The sequence below is a fragment of the Marinobacter mangrovi genome (assembly GCF_016798325.1).
In the GTDB taxonomy this organism is placed as follows: Bacteria; Pseudomonadota; Gammaproteobacteria; order Pseudomonadales; family Oleiphilaceae; genus Marinobacter_A; species Marinobacter_A mangrovi.
The window spans coordinates 171246-188495 of the sequence record NZ_JAERVO010000005.1 but is presented as its reverse complement, the minus strand read 5'-3'; the positions used below and the strand labels follow the sequence as shown (position 1 = coordinate 188495).

Below are 17250 nucleotides of genomic sequence, written 5' to 3'. Positions count from 1 at the left end.
TAACCCTGTGAGCAACCGCTGTAGAGACGCGGGTAAGCCGCCAGCTACCTACCCTGTCGCGGTTCTGGCGAGTCCGTGATCAGGCCTGGGCGGCGATCCTTCCGGGATCTTCCTGCATCAGGATGCGATGGGCATTGAAGCCGGCGATCACCCCGGAGCCGGCCGCCAGGGTGGCATTCTGCATGGGGTTGGACATATCGCCGGCGGCAAAGACGCCCGGGACCGTCGTCTGTTTGAGATCATCGATCTGTACGACCGGTCCCATGGGGCCGTCGTAAAACACGCAGCCAAGCTGCTCCGCCAGGGGGCTGGCCATTCGCGTTTTGGGGCCGACGTACAGCCCACCGAGTTCGATCACCCGGTCATCGGCGAGCCGGACGCCGGACAATGCCGGAGCCTCGCCCAGAACCTCGACCACGGGGGCATGTTCAATCGTCACGCCGCGTTTTTGGAGATAGTCGCGTTGCTCCGGGTCCGGCTCAAAAGTGCCCTGGGTGAAATAGGTCGTCGGGCCCCAGTCCGGAATCATGCCGGCCTGGTGGGCAGAGAGGTGGCTGGTGGCCAGCACACCCAATGGTCGGTTTCGCAACTCGAAACCGTGGCAGTACGGGCAGTGTATGACGGTCTGTCCCCAACGCTCCTCGACGCCCGGGATGTCCGGCAGTTCGTCTTTCAGGCCGGTGGCGAGGATCAGTTTGCGGGCGCTGAACGCGGTACCAGAGGCCAGTGTCACCAGGAACCCGCCTTCGATCTGCGCCGCCGTTGAGGCCTGGCCTTCAATCACCCGTGCGGTTGGGTATCGAAGCAACTGCTCCAGGGCCCGTTCATGAATCTCCTCCGGCGAGACGCCGTCCAGGCCGAAAAAGCCGTGGGACGCCGCCGCAAACCGGTTTCTTGGGCTGCGACCGTCAATCACGATCACCTGTCGCTGTCCCCGCACCAGTTGCAGGGCCGCGGACATGCCCGCAAAGCTGCCGCCAATCACCATCACATCGGCATCCATCGTCCATCTCCTGAGTGGCTTTCATGTAACATTTATTGTTACCTGAAGGCTGGCGGGTTGGCAATACATGAAACATTAAAAGTTACATGATAAGCTGATGCGACATTCACGAAGCCTTATGGTCATGCGCAAAGACAGCCGTTTATCCCGCGTTCTCCACGTTCTCGTTCATATGGATCAACTGGACGGACCGGCCACCTCCGACACCATTGCCCGGATGCTCAACACCAACCCGGTGGTGGTGCGCCGGACCATGGCTCTCCTGAAAACAGAAGGTTACGTCACGTCTGTGAAGGGGCACGGTGGCGGCTGGTCGCTGGCCAGGCCGCTCTCAGCCATTACGCTCTACGACGTTCACAGGGCATTGGGCGAGGGCTCGGTCTTCACCATTGGCCTGACGGACGAACATACCGACTGCCCAATCGAACAGGCCGTCAACGGTGCGATTGATGATGTCCTGGAAGAAGCGGAATCGCTTCTGCTGGCACGCTTCCGGGACGTTACCCTGGATCGGCTGCAGTTCCGGAGCCGCTCCGAGAAGGTCTCAAACAGCGGGTAAGAGGCTCGCCGGGCTTGTCCACAAATTCTGTGGATAACACTGTGAGCAGTGGCAGGAGAAGTGGTTCGAGGCGGGGTGGCGAGAGGCTTCCAGCGGATTGGCGCGCAATTGGCCAGGGCCTGGCAGGGCGGTCTGTTTCGTGATCAAACCGCTGGAAAAGTGATCGGTTCAGACCGTCGCCGCGTCCTCTTCGTCGTGGGCCTGCATTTCACTCATCAGCCATTCCTTGAATGCACGCATGCCGGTGGTCAGGGGGCGGTGCTTGCGATAGACCAGATAGAAGGCCTTGTGGGTATCGAGCTTGATGTCGAACGGCACCACCAAACGGCCGGATTTGATTTCCCGTGAGGTGAGCGTGCTGTCCGCCAGGGCTACGCCCAGGTTTTCCTGCGCAGCGGCGGTGGCCAATTGGCCACTGGACATCTGCAGGCTGCCCTTGGGGGTGATGAATTCCACGCCTGCCTGCTGCATCCAGTCTTCCCATTCCCAGGTGCGTTTGCTGACGTAGATCAGCGTGTGGTGTTGCAGGTCTTCCGGTTTCTCCAGGGGGTAGGGGCCTTTCAGCCGCTCCGGGCTGCATACCGGGACCAGCATGACCTTGCGCAGGAAATGCACTTCGATATCGTCCCATTCGCCGCTGCCGAAATAGACCGCCATATCGGTGCTGGTCCGGTTGAAGTCCAGCAGGCCCATGGACGCGTTGATCTGCAGTTCCACGTCCGGGTAGAGCGCCTGGAAGCGGGCCATCCTCGGCATCAGCCAGCGCGTCAGGAAGTTGGGCGCCACGCTGATCTGCACCACGTTGGTTTCCTGGGCGGCCGTCAATCGGTGGGTCGCCATCTCGATTTCGTCCAGCGCGTGCCTGACGGAGGTCAGGTACTGTTCCCCGGCCGGCGTCAGTTCCACCTTGCGTTTGCTGCGGCTGAACAGGGAAAGACCCAAATATTCTTCAAGCGTCTTGATCTGGTGACTGACCGCGGATGCGGTGACAAAAAGTTCCTCGGCTGCCGCTGCAAAGCTCTTGTTACGGGCCGATGACTCGAATACACGGAGTGCATTCAGGGGTGGAAGACGGCGCATACGGGTTTCCACTACTGTTGAGAAATATTCAGCATTCTCCTTAGAAATGATCGCTTTTTCAACAGCGGCGGTGTCCATATCATTGGCAGCGTAGAGATTAAACACAGCCAGACGAGGACACCCACCATGGCCAAGCAAGCACTGAAAACAGATTCTCTCGGTAACATCGATATTGATTACTACATCCAGGTTGCCCATCAACAGCGCAGCGAATACGTTGCTGAACTGGGTTCTGCACTGAAAGCCAAGATCAAGGGACTGTTCAGCGCCCAACCCACGAAGTTGTCTCCCAGCCACTAAGCGCTGCGATCCTCGTGTGGAGATTGGCTGGCCTTCCAGGCCGGCCCGTCTGCCTCACGGCGCCACCGGGACACCCTGTCTCGGACAGAGGGGCACCCTGTGCAAGTCATCGATTGAATCAATTTGCTTCCGTTTCGTTGAACGGAAAAGCCCGTTCATACTCATTCCCTGACGGATGAGCCTTCCCCGGCTTCCACCGCCGCGCAATACAGCCGATACGCAAAGACGCCGCCCGCAACGTAGAAAAACAGGGACAGTGACGCGATAAAGCGGACCAGCAAGGCGACGCCCGGGTCGTAGGACACGGCTGGCTCACCGGCCAGCGCGAGCTTCACAAAGACGACATGCACCAGCCAGGCAAACAGTCCCGATCCGACGCCCGCCAGTACCGATGACAACACCAGTGCGACCATGAACCCCTGTGTTCGCGCCCAGCTGGCCGATAGGGAGTCGAGCACTCCCCGCCGCATGCGGACCACTTCAAAGACCGCAAACGACAGCTTCACGCCCGCCAGGAAAATCAGCAGCATCAGCACCCAGGACGGCCAGAACAGCAGCGGCAATGCTGCCAACTTCAGTGCCAGCAACAACGTGAACAGGGGCGCGAAGAAGCGCGGCGCCCGGTTCAGGTAGCTCAGCACGGGTTGCGCGGCATCCACCCGTAGATCTTCAAACAGCTGAAGTATGGACGAAAAGGCAAAGGCCGTGATCACGCAGTCGACGATCATGAATCCCCAGCTCAGCATCTGCTTTTGTGCCACCACAGGGTAGAGCTGGGTGTGTAGCCAGTCCGCGGCGGCGAAGAACACCAGGTAAACCAGGAACAGACTGAAGATCCGGCGAAAGTGGGCGGTCAGGAAATGGAAAGACTGTTTGATGTAGGTACGCAAGGGAAAACCTGTTTTGAGCGGGCGGCTTGAACGTTTCAGAAACAACAGGTTAGCGCAGGACAGCGGGCTTGTCTGTGATGCGGCCGGGCAGCCGGCCATAAAAAAGGGCGCCACCGGTCGTGGCGCCCTTCGGTTTCCGACGACGCGATCAGGCGAGATCGAAGCGGTCGGCGTTCATTACTTTGGTCCAGGCTTTCACGAAGTCCTTCACGAATTTCTCCTTCGCGTCGTCCTGGGCATAGACCTCACTCAGGGCCCGCAGCTGCGAGTTGGAACCAAAGATCAGATCCACCCGGGTGCCGGTCCATTTCACGTCGTTGGTCTTCACGTCGTGACCTTCGAACACATCGCCGTCGCTGGGTGAGGGCTTCCACTCCAGACCCATGTCGGTGACGGTGACGAAGAAGTCGTTGGTCAGCGCGCCGACCTTGTCCGTGAACACGCCGTGCCCGGAATCGCCCGAGTTGGCGCCGAGGACCCGCAGGCCGCCGACCAACACCGTCATTTCCGGCGCGGTGAGCTGCAACAGCTGGGCGCGATCGATCAGCATGTCCTCATCCGGCACCGCGAACTTGGTGCGACGGTAGTTGCGGAAACCATCAGCCTGGGGTTCCAGCGGCTCAAATGCCTCGATGTCCGTCTGGTCCTGGCTGGCGTCGGTCCGTCCCGGCGCGAACGGCACCTCGATGTTGTGGCCGGCGTCCTTCGCGGCCTTCTCGATACCGGCACTGCCACCCAGCACAATCAGATCGGCGAGCGAAATCTTCTTGTTGCCGGACTGGGCGTCGTTGAAGGATTTCTGGATGCCTTCAAGCGTCTGCAGGATCTTGCCGAGTTTGGCCGGCTCATTCACCGCCCAGTCTTTCTGCGGGGCAAGACGCAGACGGGCGCCGTTGGCGCCGCCGCGCATGTCGGAGCCGCGGAAAGTGGAGGCGGACGCCCAGGCCGTGGACACCAGCTCAGAGACAGACAGGCCGGAATTCAGCAGCTTGCTCTTCAGGTCGGCCACGTCCTGATCGTTCATCAGGTCGTGATCCACCGGCGGTACCGGATCCTGCCAGAGCAGATCTTCGGCCGGCACTTCCGGGCCGAGGTAGCGGGATTTCGGGCCCATGTCACGATGCGTCAGCTTGAACCAGGCGCGGGCGAACGCGTCGGCGAACTCTTCCGGGTTTTCGTAGAAGCGACGGGAAATCTTCTCGTATTCCGGGTCGTAGCGCAGCGACAGGTCGGTCACCAGCATGGTGGGGGCGCGGCGCGGCGAGTCCTTCTCCGGTCCCGGCATTTCATCGCCTTTGGCGCCCTTGGCCACGAACTGCTTGGCACCGGCCGGGCTGGTGGTCAGCTCCCACTCATAGCCGAACAGGTTCTCGAAGAAGTTATTGCTCCACTGGGTCGGCGTCTGGGTCCAGATGACCTCGGGACCGCCGCCCATGGTGTCTTCGCCTTTACCCTTGCCGTAGCTGCTCTTCCAGCCCATCCCCATCATCTCGATGGGAGCGGCTTCCGGATCGGGCCCCATCTGGTCTTCGCTGCCGGCACCGTGGGTTTTGCCGAAAGTATGGCCGCCGGCAATCAGGGCGACGGTTTCCTCGTCGTTCATCGCCATGCGCTTGAAGGTTTCACGGATGTCGTGGGCGGCTTTCACCGGATCCGGTTCGCCCTCGGGACCTTCCGGATTCACGTAGATGAGGCCCATGTGGGTCGCACCCAGCGGGTTTTCCAGCTCGCGGTTGGCCTTGTCGACGATACGCTCGTCACTGCCCAGCCACTCTTTCTCGGCGCCCCAGTAAACGTCTTCTTCCGGCTCCCACGTATCTTCACGGCCGCCGGCAAAACCGAAGGTCTTGAAGCCCATGGATTCCAGCGCCACGTTACCGGCAAGAATGTAGAGATCCGCCCAGGACAGCTTGTTGCCGTATTTTTTCTTGATCGGCCAGAGCAGGCGACGGGCCTTATCCAGGTTCACGTTGTCCGGCCAGCTGTTGAGCGGTGCGAAACGTTGTTGACCGCCACCGGCGCCACCACGGCCATCGCCAATACGGTAGGTGCCGGCGCTGTGCCAGGCCATGCGGATCATCAGGCCGCCGTAGTGCCCGAAGTCCGCCGGCCACCAGTCCTGGGAATCGGTCATCAGCATGGTCAGGTCGCGCTTGACCGCGGCCAGGTCCAGCTTCTTGAATTCTTCGGCGTAGTTAAAGTCTTCGCCCAGCGGGTTGGATTTGCTGGTGTGTTGGCGAAGGATGCTGAGGTTCAACTGGTTGGGCCACCAGTCCTTGTTGTAGGTGCCTTTGTCTTCGAGCCTCGTATGGGCCCCATGCATCACCGGGCACCCGCCTGACTTTCCTATGTTCTCGGCCATTTGTTCTCTCCGTTATTCCTGCGTTGTTGGAACAGCGATCGAGGCTTGACGACACCTCGGATGTCGCGTCTGTCGATTTAATAAACGTAGCAACCCGCGGCCAATGCACAAATTTGCTTTTTTAACCAGAGCAATAGTTTTTGACTTTGACATGCCAAGCCGGTAATTGGTTCAATTGATTAAAATTATGGGGCTCCAGAAACCGGCACTGTCCACAGAAACTGTGGATAAGCGTGTGGGTAGGCTGGAGACGAAGCGATCAGAACGAGACGGGGTATGGGCTGCGTGAAGATGGTCGGCAATTGACCCGTTTCCCGCCCGGGGGCTTTATGGCCGTTTCACTGATGGCGAGCCTTTGACAGGGGCGTGTACCTGAACAGTCGATGGCAATATTTCCGACGCACCGATGATATGGGGAGTCAAAACAAGCCGTTGGCCACGCCGGATTCAGGTTTGTCCGATACCGGTGTAAAAGGGGCTGCAGCCTCCCAATCGCAAAGTGTCAGGTTATTTTACGGTCCTCCTTCACGTTGCCCCGCAACTCCCTGAGATAACAGTTTGTGGCCCGGTTATTGCCCGTGTTTTTCCGAAGACGTAACTGGTCAGAATCCGACAGGGATTTGGTGAGAAAAAGCGACCCCCGGGTCTTTGCGGTAACGCCTGCTTTTCAACCCGCCATGTGTGAGGATTCCGGCTTCAACAATGACAACTTCCTGCTCTGGGATATTCAGGCCCGTTATCACGTCATCCGAGCAAGGATCCGGAGATCGTTATGAGAGCCCTGCTACTGCTGCTGGCGCTGAGTGTTATCGCACCCGCTCATGCCGCACTGATTACCTATGCGTATACCAACAAGATTGAAAACCCGTATGAGTCCTATGATGCGGTCGGACTTTTTACGGTAGATGACCAGCGCCGGGGCCTGGTGTCTGCCACGTTTGCCAGTACACCGGTGAACTTCGAGTGGGAGGGCTTCGTGCCGCTGATGTACGATCAGCCGGTATCGGATGTCGGACAACTTTACGAAAATGGTTTTGAGCCGTTTACCGTAGGGGATGTGTCCTGCTTCCTGTATCTGGATCTTTTCTTCCTGGAAGCCGGTGAGGACATTTTCCACAACCTGGATAAAACGGCTCCGTTCGAAGGGGCTTCCGTCGAGGTGGTCAGTACCCACACCGGCTACTTTTTCATGGCCGGCTTGACCAAGATCAGCACGGTTGATGTACCCGAACCTGCCAGCATGGCGTTGTTCGGTCTGGGGCTGGCGGGAATACTGGCCGGTCGGCGCAAACGCCGCGGAACCGGGATCGGTCGACCGTGTGACCGATGTGGCGAGCCGGTCCCGGCTTTCGCAAAAAATGATACGCCTGTCTGAAACGTGATTGGGCTGGCCCCTCTGACTGGCATGCTTAGAGCGGGCCCGGGGTTAGCGCTTCGGGTTGGATCTGAGGGGCCGTAAGCGCCGACTGCGGACATCACAGGGCACTTTGGAGGCGGACTATCGCCTCAAAGATCCCGGGCCTTGATGAAATCGATAAAGGCGCGCAGCGGCGCCGGCACCAGGCGGTGGCCGGGGTAGTACAGATAGGGGCCGGAGAAGGTCTGCCACCAGGGCTCCAGTACCGGCTCCAGGGCGCCGCTGTCGAGGTGGGGCTGCAGCCAGGACTCAAACAGCTGGATGACGCCCGTTCCGCCAACGGCAGCCTGCACGGACAGATCCACCGCCGCGCCGATGCTGACCGTCAGCGGTCCGGTCGGTTCGATCCGGATGATTTCTCCCGATTTTTCGAACTCCCACGCCGTTGACATGCCGGAGGCATAGCGCCCCCGGATGCATGGATAGTCCAGCAGGTCGCGCGGATGGCCGGGACGGCCCAAACGGTCCAGCAGGGACGGCGCGGCGGCCACCGCAAAACGCTGGGTGCGCGGGCCGATGGGGATGGCGATCATGTCCTGTTCCAGACGCTCGTCATAGCGAATGCCCGCGTCGCAGCCGGCCTTGAAGACGTCGACCACGTTGCTTTCCGCGATGATCTCCAGCTTGATCTCGGGGTAGGCCTCGAGGAATGGCACCACGATATCCGGCAGCACCAGCTTCGCCGCACTGACGGGGACATTCAGCCGCAGGGTGCCACTTGGCCGGTCCCGCAGGCGATTCAGGGAATCCAGGGCCGTGTCGATCTCACTCATGGCCGGCGCCAGCCGGGACAGCAACAGCGTGCCGGCTTCGGTGGGAACCACGCTTCGTGTGGTGCGGTTAAACAGGCGAATGCCCAATGAAGCTTCCATCCGGCGTACGGCATCACTCAGCCGTGAGGCGCTACTTCCGGTGGCGCGTGCTGCTTCCCGGAAGCCGCCGGCTTTCGCTACGGCTACGACGGCGCCCAGGTCGTTCAGGTCGGTTGTCATTGTCCGAATATCCGTACAGCCCGTCTTTAATTTACCTGATTGTCGCACAGATGGCGGCTTTTTAGACTGTTTGCGGTTCCCATCAAAGGAGAGTTTCCATGACCGCAATCCATGACGCAGGCACATACCAGCTGGGCGACCGACGGGTGAATCGACTGGGGTATGGCGCCATGCAGCTGGCGGGCCCCGGTGTGTTCGGCCCGCCCAAAGATCCGCAGGCCGCAAAAGCCGTTCTGAAGGAAGTGATTGCCCGTGGCGTGAATCACATCGACACGTCGGACTTTTACGGTCCATACGTCACCAATCGACTGATTCGGGAAGCACTGCATCCCTATGGCGACGACTTGACGATTGCCACCAAAATCGGCGCCCGTCGCGATGGCGAGGGCAACTGGTTGCCCGCTTTTTCGCGGCAGGCGTTGATCCAGGCGGTGCATGATAACCTGGAGCACCTTGGCATCGAGGCGCTCGACGTGGTGAACCTGCGCGCCATGTTCGACACTCACGGCCCGGCCGAAGGCTCCCTGGAAGAGCCTTTCACTGTGCTGGCCGAACTGCAGCAGCAGGGACTGATCCGTCACCTCGGATTAAGCAACGTCACCGCTGCGCAGGTGGCGGAAGCGCGCCGTATTGCGCCGGTCGTTTGCGTGCAGAACCAGTACAACCTGGCCCACCGGGATGATGATGGCCTGATCGACGAGCTGGCCCGCCATGGCATCGCCTATGTCCCGTTCTTTCCCCTGGGTGGGTTTTCGCCATTGCAGTCGTCGATTCTCGACCAGGTGGCCAACGATCTGGACGCTCAGCCGATGCAGGTGGCGCTGGCCTGGCTGCTGCGGCGGTCGCCCAACATTCTCCTGATTCCCGGTACCTCGTCGCTGGCGCACTTGCGCGAAAATCTGGCGGCGGCTTCACTGACCTTGCCCGACGCCGCGCTGACGGCGTTGGAGCGCGTGGCCAAACCTGAGTGAATCCATGCCGGGCCTGCCCACGCCATCCACAAAATCTGTGGATAAGAGCGTGGGTAAGCTCAGGATGAATGACCGTCAGCCTGATGAACGGCGGCGTGGCGGACTGTGGCTGGTATTTGAGCAAGAGGCGTTTGGGCGGAACCATCAAGAACGGGGCACGATCAGGCGGAAGCTAAATTGTATGAAGTAGCTTGATTTGATGTTGATACTCTATAATCGGCGTCGACTGGGTATCAGTTTGTTCAAAGACTCGATGGAGGATTCAGAATTGTCGACCAAGAAGACGCTGCCGGAAGACAAGCTCAGAGGCTCAGACGATTTGCCGACGGAGAAGCCTCTGGGGGTGGCCTACATTATTGGTCGTCTGGACCGTTCGCTGAATCGCCATATACGGCACGCCTTGTCGCCACTGGGGCTGACGGTGGGGCAATACACCGCGCTGTCTGTTGTCGACATTCGCGGGCAGCAGTCCAATGCGCAGTTGGCAGAGCGCACCATGGTGTCGCCGCAGGCGGCCAACGAATTGATCAAGGTGATGGAAAAAAACGCCTGGATCGAACGCAAACCGGATCCCACCCACAAACGCATCATTCAGATCAGCCTGACCGACGCGGGCAAGGATATCCTCGCGGAGGGAGACAAGGTGATCGCTGAGCTTGAGCGTCGCATGCTGGCTGAACTGTCCGTTGACGAGAGTCTGGCGCTGAAGAACCAGTTGCGCGGCTTGGTCAGAATGCTGGCGGAACTCTAAGCCTCTCCTGTTTGACTCGCGTTTCCGCCGGACAGCCGGCCTTTCCGATTCGAAGATGTCAATCGCATTCCACTCCCTGGATGGTGACCTGTCGGCCGCATAGCGCCTGCTGCTGAGGCGCTGCCGGCATTGTCTTGCTTTTGTTCAATAATAGGAATAGCATCAATTAAATATCAACTTAGTTGATATTTAATTGATTGCCGGAGTGCGTTCCACTTAGGCGTCACTCGCAGCGATCAACGCACCGTTCCGGAGACCGGGCGCAGCAACGCCCGACAAAAGCCTGATAGGAGGTTGATGAATGAGAACAAAAACAACAAAACAACAACGAACGAGCCTACCTGCAAAACGGGGGCTGAACCTGGCCCTGATCGCGGCTCTGTCTCTCCCGGCGCTGCCTGCTGTGGCAGCAACGAGCCTGGAGGATCTTCAACAACAGCTCGAAGTCCAGCGCCAGCAGATTGAAGCGCTGCAGAAGCAACAGGCGCAGGCACCGGAGCCGGGGTCGCTTGCGGATCGCTCCGACGTGTCCCTCTACGGTGTTCTGGATACCGGCGTCGAACACATCACCAACATCGGGGAAGACAGCGACGGGCTGACACGAATCCCCGCCATCACCGGCACCATGGCATCGCGGTTGGGTATCGACGCCCACATTGATATCGCCGAGGGCTACCGGGGTCTGGCCAAGCTGGAGATGGGGTTCAACGCCGATGACGGCACCCAGGGGCAGGGCGGTCGACTGTTCGGTCGCCAGCTCTATGTCGGGCTGCAAACCCCCTATGGCCGATTGACCGTAGGACGTCAGTACTCGGTCTTCCTGTTCGCCCAGGGGACCTCCGATCTCATCGGCCCCAACATCTATGCGCTGGGTTCCCTGGATGCCTATCTGCCCAATGCCCGCTACGACAATTCCCTGTCCTGGATGCATCGTTTCACCGACCGGATTTCCGCCGGCGTCAGCTACTCCTTCGGTCGCGACACCAGCGGGGGGGTGCCGGCGTCCGGTACCTGCGGCGGCGAGTCCCTGCAGGTGGGCGACTCCTCCGCCTGTCAGGCCTGGTCGGCCATGCTCAAATACGATACCGGTACGTTTGGTCTCGCCGCGGCGATCGACACGCTCAACGGCGGTGACGGTGCGCAGGCGTTCTTCTTCAACGGCCAGCCGCCCGTGGATATGAGCGACTCCGGCGACACGGATCGCCGCACCAGCCTGGGCGGCTACGTGAAGCTGGGGGATGGCAAGGTCGGCGTGGGCTGGCTGGGCCGCGAACTGGACACCGCGGCCACCAACATCCAATCGGATGCGTACTACGTGACTGCCAATTACAAGTTCACGCCCAAATTCACGCTGGATGGCGGGGTGTACGACATCACGAACGACGACCAGGATGCCGACGCGACGCTGGCGGTGATCCGGGGTATCTATAACCTGGCCTCGGGCCTGGATACCTATGCCCAGATGGGGTACATCACCAACAGCGACAATGCGGCCTACGCCGTATCCGGTGCCGGTCCCAATACCGCGCCGGCCGCCGGCGAGAGCCAGGAAGGCTACATGGTGGGGTTGCGTTACAAGTTCTGAAACCCAGGTGCTGCAACGCGGGAAGAAAGGGGCTGGCGGATGTCAGCCCCTTTTTTGTGGGCGGCTCACGGCGCTTGGGTGGTGTTCGGGGCCCGCAACAGGGAAGCCTCTTCGACGTCGGGCATAGGGCTCTGCACCCTCGAGTCGTGGGGGCCGGGCGGCCCCTGACAAAGCCCCCAACAAAAATGGCGTGGCGGCGATGGTAACCGGGAAGACACCCGGCCCCATGCCGTCACGCCATCAGGCGTGGCCCCGGATTGGAATCCCCAGGGCCGCGAGGCCGTGCCTAGGGGGTGCGGCACTCAAAGTTGCTGGCGTCCTCGATGTCGCCGGATCCCGTGTAGTGGGCCTGCTCTGGATACGCGCAGAGGGGCCGCGTCCTGCCGGGCCAGGGCGTGCCTTCCGGCGCGGTCGCCGTGATGCGCTCGGGTGCCTGGTCTTTTTCGACCCACTGCTGCAGCGCATTGAGCGAGTCGAACTGGGAGGTGCTCGGGCCGCCGCCGCAATGGTTCATGCCGGGAACGACAAAGATCCGGGCAAAGCTTTGGGTTGCCGCCAGCCCGCCGTTGGCCGAGACCAGGTTGTTGTACCACTGCAGATGGTATTTCGATGAGAACACCGGGTCCGCCTGGCCGGTGTACACCAGCAGCTTGCTGCCGTGGTCCCGGAAGCCGGCATAGTCCGTGGAGCTGGTGCCCATGAAGGTCATGGCCGCTTCGGTGTAGGTGTCATCGGTTGCGTAGATCTTGGGGGCGTCCGTATCCATGTTGAAGCCCAGGATCCACTGCACGAAGGCGCCGCCATAACCGCTCATGCCCGGTTGATCGAGGGGATTGGCGTCTTCCACCTGGCTCCCGGTGGTGATCGCGGTGCCGTTGGTCATCGAATTGGGTGGAGTGGTGAAAACGAAAGGCAACGAACCGCCGCCGAGCGTGACGTTCAGGCCGCTGTTGCCGGGAAGGTCCGGGGACAGTGGGCCGGTTTTCCACACGCGCCAACCCTGGGCGGCAACGCCTGGATCCCAGAACCAGCCGGCATAAAGTGGTTCATCCAGGGCGTTTCTGGCGCCGCCGAAGACCTTTTGCAGTGCGGTCACCTGCGCGGCCGTCAGATCACCCGTACCGCCGGGTCCCAGGGTGCTGGGATCGAAGTCGCAGGCCTGGGGATCGAAGACCATGCCATCGACCAGGCCGTCGTCGGCGTCGCAGGCATCCAGAATGGCGTCGCCAATGGTCGACAGGTCGTCATCGCTGAAGGCGCTGGCCAGGTCCGGGTTGCCGAACTCGGTGGTTTGCGTCGCGGCCTCGGCGAAGGCCTGCGAATCCCAGGCTTCCGCGACTGCCGCCTTGGGCAGGTCCATGCCCGGGTTGCCCGCGACGATGCCGTCGAAGTAGGTCGGATAACGCTGGGAGAACATCAGCCCCTCACGCCCGCCTTCGGAACAACCCTGGAAGTACGAGTAATCGATGGCGTCGTCATAGAACGATTCCGTCAGGGCCTTGGCTTTCAGGGTCGCCTGGGCCGGGCCGTTGTAGCCATAGTCCAACCGGGCCTGGGGATCGAGGCCGAATTCGTTGGTGCCGGCCAGTTCCGAGACGTTGGTGTCGTTACTGTGACCGCTGTCGGAAACCACGACCGCCCAACCCTCAGCCAGCATGGCCGGATCCACGGACTGAATCGCCCCGTCGGTGCCACCGCCGCCCTGATAGTAAAACCGGCCGTTCCAGTCCACCGGCAGCCACAGCTCAAAGCCGATGGCGTAGGTCTGTCCGTCCACGGGGCTGGTTCGCTCGTTGATTTTGCCGGCGACGTGGCAGGCCTGCACACCGTTATCGCCGGTGGTTTCAAGGGTGGACGAGGTGAGTTGCGTCTCGTCCAGCGCCTGGTGCTTCAGTGACTCGCAGCGCTGGGCTGGGGTGTTGGCGGCTGCATCGTCAGACGAGTCGTCCGAATTGCACCCGGTGAGCAGCACGGAACCGGCGAGTACCCATGCCGGATACCTTTTTCTGATCATGATTAGCTCCTTGGTATTGTCTTAATTATTTAAGGCACTCATGAAGCAAAGGGCCGCCGGGCGACCCTTTGCGAATGGATTCGAGTACAGCGCAGGGCTCGAACCGAAAAGCGGCGGGTCAGGAATAAAGCAGTCGGACCAGCCACAGACTGATCGGCGGGAACAGCACCAGCACCAAGGTGCGCAGGATGTCCGCCGAGATGAAAGGCAGGATGCCGCGGTAGGTGTCGCGCATGGGAACGCCGGGCGCCATCGAGTTGATGATGAACAGGTTCAGTCCGACGGGCGGGGTGATCAGGCCCACCTCGGCGACCACGAGGATGAGGATGCCGAACCAGAGGGCGAATTCCTCCGGAGGCAGGCCGAAATCCATGGCGCTGACGATCGGGAAAAAGATCGGTACGGTCAGCAGGATCATGGACATGGAGTCCATGATGCAGCCCAGAACGATGAAGAGCGCCAGGATGATCGTCAGTATCAGCCAGGGAGAGAAGCCCTGTTCGACCACCCAGGCCGCGCCGCTCTGGGGCAGCTGGGAAAAGGCCAGGAACGTGTTGTAGACGCCGGCCCCCAGCACGATAAAGAAGATCATGCCGGATGACACCGCCGTCTTCTTCAGGCAATCCATCAGGCGCACGCGGTCCAGGCCACCCTTGATCCAGGCCACCAGTCCGGTGCCGGCCGCACCAATGGCGGCGGCCTCCGTGGGCGTGAACCAGCCCAGGTAGATGCCGCCCACCACCAGGAAAAAGATCAACAGCACCGGCCAGATTTCGATGACGGCCGACAGCCGGGCCGGCCAGGGGACGCGGTCACAGGTGGTTTCGGCGTCCTTCGAGACCCGCACGATCACCGAAATGGCCACCAGGTAGAACACGGCGGCGAGGATGCCCGGCACGAACGCGGCGACGAACAGCTTTGCGATGTTCTGCTCGGTCAGGATCGCGTAGATCACCAGCACCACCGACGGTGGAATCAGGATGCCCAACGTCCCGCCGGCGGCCAGTGCCGCCGTCGCCAGACCACCCGAGTAGCCGTAGCGGCGCAGTTCCGGCAGGGTCACCTGGGCCATGGTGGCGGCGGTGGCCAGTGAGGAGCCGCAGATGGCCCCGAATCCGGCACAGGCGCCGACGGCGGACATGGCGACGCCGCCCCGGCGATGCCCCAGGAACGCCTCGGCCGCCTTGAACAGCGACCGGGACATGCCGCCGTGTGCTGCGAACTGCCCCATCAACAGGAACAGCGGGATAATCGACAGGGAATAGTTGGCAAAGTTGGACCAGCTCAGGTTCTTCATCTGGGCCAGGATGGGCGTCCAGCTCCCGGTTACCAGCCAGGTGCCCACCAGGCCGGTCAGCAGCATGGCCGCGCCGATGGGAATTCGGATAAAGATCAGCGCGATCAGGACCGGGAACGACCACAGGGCGATGTCGATACTGCTCATGCGTGCTCGCCTCCGGAAGCTGAGTGATCGTCGAACGATCCCGTACGCAGCGCGACGATGTCCCGCCACACGGTAAACAGGCTGGTGAGCCAGAACAGGGCCAGCAGGACCATGGCCACGGCATAGGACCACCAGACGGGAATCTGCAGGATGAACGAGGTCTCGCCGTAGGCGTGCTTGTCGAGGGTGCCGGCAAAGTGACGCCAGGCCATGACCGTCACCAGTCCGGTCATCACTACGTCGCCCAGCAGCTGCGTCCAGGCCATCGCTTTGGGGCCCAGGCCCTGGATGAACAGATCCACGCTGATATGGCCCCGGGACAGCTGGCAATAGGGCATGAAGGCAAACACGGCCAGGCCGCAGAGGATTTCCACCAGCTCGTAATCCCCGGGGATCGCGGACAACCCGGCCGATGTCAGGGCTCGCCCGGTGATGCTGGAACAGGTAATGAGAATGGCGCTGATGAGGAGGAACCCGCTGAAGACAATCAGTATTCGGGCGGATGCGGTGACCAGCGCCTCGATACGGCTATAGAGACCGGCGGAGGAAGAAGTCATTGGTTACCTTGATCTGGAACGGCTTGGGCTCAGAGGCCCGGCCGTTTGCGGCCGGGCCGTTGTCATGGAGAACGGCAGGCGGTGTTCGCCTGCCCCTCACATCTCGGCGTCGTATTTGTCGATCAGCGATTTGGCCGCGTCGTAGAGTTCCTGGCCGTGCAGGCCCTTGTCGTTCATTTCCTCGATCCAGTCAGCTGTCACCGCCTCACTGGCCTTGTGCCAGCGCGCGGTTTCCTTCGCGTCCAGGGTGACGGTCGTGTTGCCGGCCTTGTCCGCGGCTGCGCGGCCTTCGCGGTCGCCCTCATCCATGGCCTGGCCGAAGCGCTTGGCGAGCGCCATGCCGGAGTTGTCATCTATGACTTTCTTCAGGTCGGCGGGCAGGCTCTGGTAGCGGGCCTCATTCATGGCGAACAGGAAGGTGCCCGTATACAGGCCACGCTTGCCGGAGAATTGGGTGTGGTAGGGCGCCAGCTCCGCGATCTTCAGGGCGGTGGTGACCTCGAAGGGCATCACGGTGCCGTCGATCACCCCTTTGGAGAGGGCTTCCGGGGTGGCGGACACGGGCATGCCGATGGCGCTGGCGCCCAGGGAGCCCAGCATGGCATTGACCACCCGTGACGTGCCGCGGATTTTCAGACCGTCGAGGTCCTCAAGGGAGCGGACCGCCTGGTTGCGGGTGTGGAGCAGGCCGGGACCGTGGGTATGGACCGCAAGCACATGGATGCCCTTCAGATCCCCTTTCATATACTTTTCGTAGTACGCCTGGAACGCCATGGACGTGGCGGTGGCGTTGGTCATCATGAACGGCAGTTCGAACACTTCGGTCTTGGGGAAGCGGCCCGGTGTATAGCCGAACAGTGTCCAGGTGAGGTCCACCACGCCGTCCCGTACTTGATCGACGAGATCGGCGGGGCGGCCGCCAAGCTGCATGGAGGGATACAGCTGGACTTCGATTCGCCCACCGGACTCCGCTTCGATCTTCTTGGCCCAGGGTTCAAGGACTTTGGCGGGAATCGTCGCCTGCGGCGGGAGCATCTGGTGCAGGCGCAGGACGACATCGGCAGCCTGGGCGGATGCTGCACTTCCTGCCAGGAAGAGAACCACCAGCAACCTGGAAACCAGCAACTTCAACATGGGATCACCTCGTCTTGTTTTTGTAGTGCGTACGGATTGTCGTGCGTTGATAGCCCCTTGCGCGCGGCAGGCATTCTGAGGGCTTGTTTTTATCAATAATATATCAACTTTGTTGATACTGTGTTTGCAATGTATACCCGTGGACTGGTGAGCGCAAGGTGTCCCCTGAAAAAGACATCAGTGCGGCCGGT

At 61.0% G+C, this 17250-nt stretch carries 15 protein-coding genes; 6 read left to right on the top strand and 9 right to left on the bottom strand.

What is annotated here, in order from left to right; genetic code table 11:
* Window positions 1-79: 79 nt before the first annotated feature.
* A complete protein-coding gene (locus JL474_RS15710; protein ID WP_203142823.1) occupies window positions 80-1003 on the bottom strand; it encodes an NAD(P)/FAD-dependent oxidoreductase in 924 nt (307 codons plus the stop codon).
* Between the two features lie 124 nt (window positions 1004-1127).
* On the opposite strand from JL474_RS15710, the gene JL474_RS15705 reads away from it, so the two are divergent.
* Window positions 1128-1562 carry an Rrf2 family transcriptional regulator gene (locus tag JL474_RS15705; RefSeq protein WP_203142965.1) on the top strand — a complete coding sequence of 145 codons (435 nt, stop codon included), beginning with the start codon at window positions 1128-1130 and terminating at the stop codon, window positions 1560-1562.
* Window positions 1563-1730: 168 nt separating this feature from the next.
* Here JL474_RS15705 and gcvA read toward each other — a convergent pair whose 3' ends face one another.
* Complete coding sequence (gene gcvA / locus JL474_RS15700) at window positions 1731-2642, bottom strand: transcriptional regulator GcvA (RefSeq protein WP_123634016.1); 912 nt, start codon at window positions 2640-2642, stop codon at window positions 1731-1733.
* Between the two features lie 126 nt (window positions 2643-2768).
* On the opposite strand from gcvA, the gene JL474_RS15695 reads away from it, so the two are divergent.
* On the top strand, window positions 2769-2942 hold the full coding sequence (locus JL474_RS15695) for an RSP_7527 family protein (protein ID WP_203142822.1): 174 nt from the start codon (window positions 2769-2771) through the stop codon (window positions 2940-2942).
* A 161-nt stretch (window positions 2943-3103) separates the two neighbouring features.
* Here the strand turns inward: JL474_RS15695 and JL474_RS15690 are convergent, their stop codons facing one another.
* Complete coding sequence (locus JL474_RS15690; protein ID WP_203142821.1) at window positions 3104-3832, bottom strand: hypothetical protein; 729 nt, start codon at window positions 3830-3832, stop codon at window positions 3104-3106.
* A 148-nt stretch (window positions 3833-3980) separates the two neighbouring features.
* Entirely contained in the window at window positions 3981-6194 is a 2214-nt protein-coding gene (gene katG, locus JL474_RS15685) for a catalase/peroxidase HPI (protein WP_203142820.1), read from the bottom strand.
* Window positions 6195-6966: 772 nt separating this feature from the next.
* Here katG and JL474_RS15680 point away from each other — a divergent pair.
* A complete protein-coding gene (locus tag JL474_RS15680; protein WP_203142819.1) occupies window positions 6967-7569 on the top strand; it encodes a PEP-CTERM sorting domain-containing protein in 603 nt (200 codons plus the stop codon).
* 131 nt (window positions 7570-7700) lie between these two features.
* On the opposite strand, the gene JL474_RS15675 is transcribed toward JL474_RS15680, so the two are convergent.
* A complete protein-coding gene (locus JL474_RS15675; protein ID WP_203142818.1) occupies window positions 7701-8603 on the bottom strand; it encodes a LysR family transcriptional regulator in 903 nt (300 codons plus the stop codon).
* 98 nt (window positions 8604-8701) lie between these two features.
* On the opposite strand from JL474_RS15675, the gene JL474_RS15670 reads away from it, so the two are divergent.
* The 3 genes from JL474_RS15670 to JL474_RS15660 all read left to right on the top strand — a co-directional run bounded on the left by JL474_RS15670 (window position 8702) and on the right by JL474_RS15660 (window position 11910).
* Window positions 8702-9574, top strand: a complete 873-nt coding sequence (locus tag JL474_RS15670; RefSeq protein ID WP_203142817.1) for an aldo/keto reductase family oxidoreductase — start codon at window positions 8702-8704, stop codon at window positions 9572-9574.
* A gap of 268 nt (window positions 9575-9842) precedes the next feature.
* Window positions 9843-10325 carry a MarR family winged helix-turn-helix transcriptional regulator gene (locus tag JL474_RS15665; RefSeq protein ID WP_203142816.1) on the top strand — a complete coding sequence of 161 codons (483 nt, stop codon included), beginning with the start codon at window positions 9843-9845 and terminating at the stop codon, window positions 10323-10325.
* A gap of 301 nt (window positions 10326-10626) precedes the next feature.
* Window positions 10627-11910 carry a porin gene (locus JL474_RS15660; protein WP_203142815.1) on the top strand — a complete coding sequence of 428 codons (1284 nt, stop codon included), beginning with the start codon at window positions 10627-10629 and terminating at the stop codon, window positions 11908-11910.
* Window positions 11911-12196: 286 nt separating this feature from the next.
* Here the strand turns inward: JL474_RS15660 and JL474_RS15655 are convergent, their stop codons facing one another.
* The 4 genes from JL474_RS15655 to JL474_RS15640 all read right to left on the bottom strand — a co-directional run bounded on the left by JL474_RS15655 (window position 12197) and on the right by JL474_RS15640 (window position 17059).
* Window positions 12197-13924, bottom strand: coding sequence for a tannase/feruloyl esterase family alpha/beta hydrolase (locus JL474_RS15655; RefSeq protein ID WP_203142814.1), 1728 nt, complete (start codon window positions 13922-13924; stop codon window positions 12197-12199).
* Window positions 13925-14042: 118 nt separating this feature from the next.
* Entirely contained in the window at window positions 14043-15368 is a 1326-nt protein-coding gene (locus JL474_RS15650; protein WP_203142813.1) for a TRAP transporter large permease, read from the bottom strand.
* The gene (locus tag JL474_RS15645) at window positions 15365-15925 is read right to left on the bottom strand and encodes a TRAP transporter small permease (RefSeq protein ID WP_203142812.1); all 561 of its coding nucleotides are present in this window, start codon (window positions 15923-15925) and stop codon (window positions 15365-15367) included. The genes JL474_RS15650 and JL474_RS15645 overlap by 4 nt, the downstream gene beginning before the upstream one ends.
* Window positions 15926-16021: 96 nt before the next feature.
* Entirely contained in the window at window positions 16022-17059 is a 1038-nt protein-coding gene (locus tag JL474_RS15640; protein WP_123634005.1) for a TRAP transporter substrate-binding protein, read from the bottom strand.
* Window positions 17060-17250 lie beyond the last annotated feature (191 nt).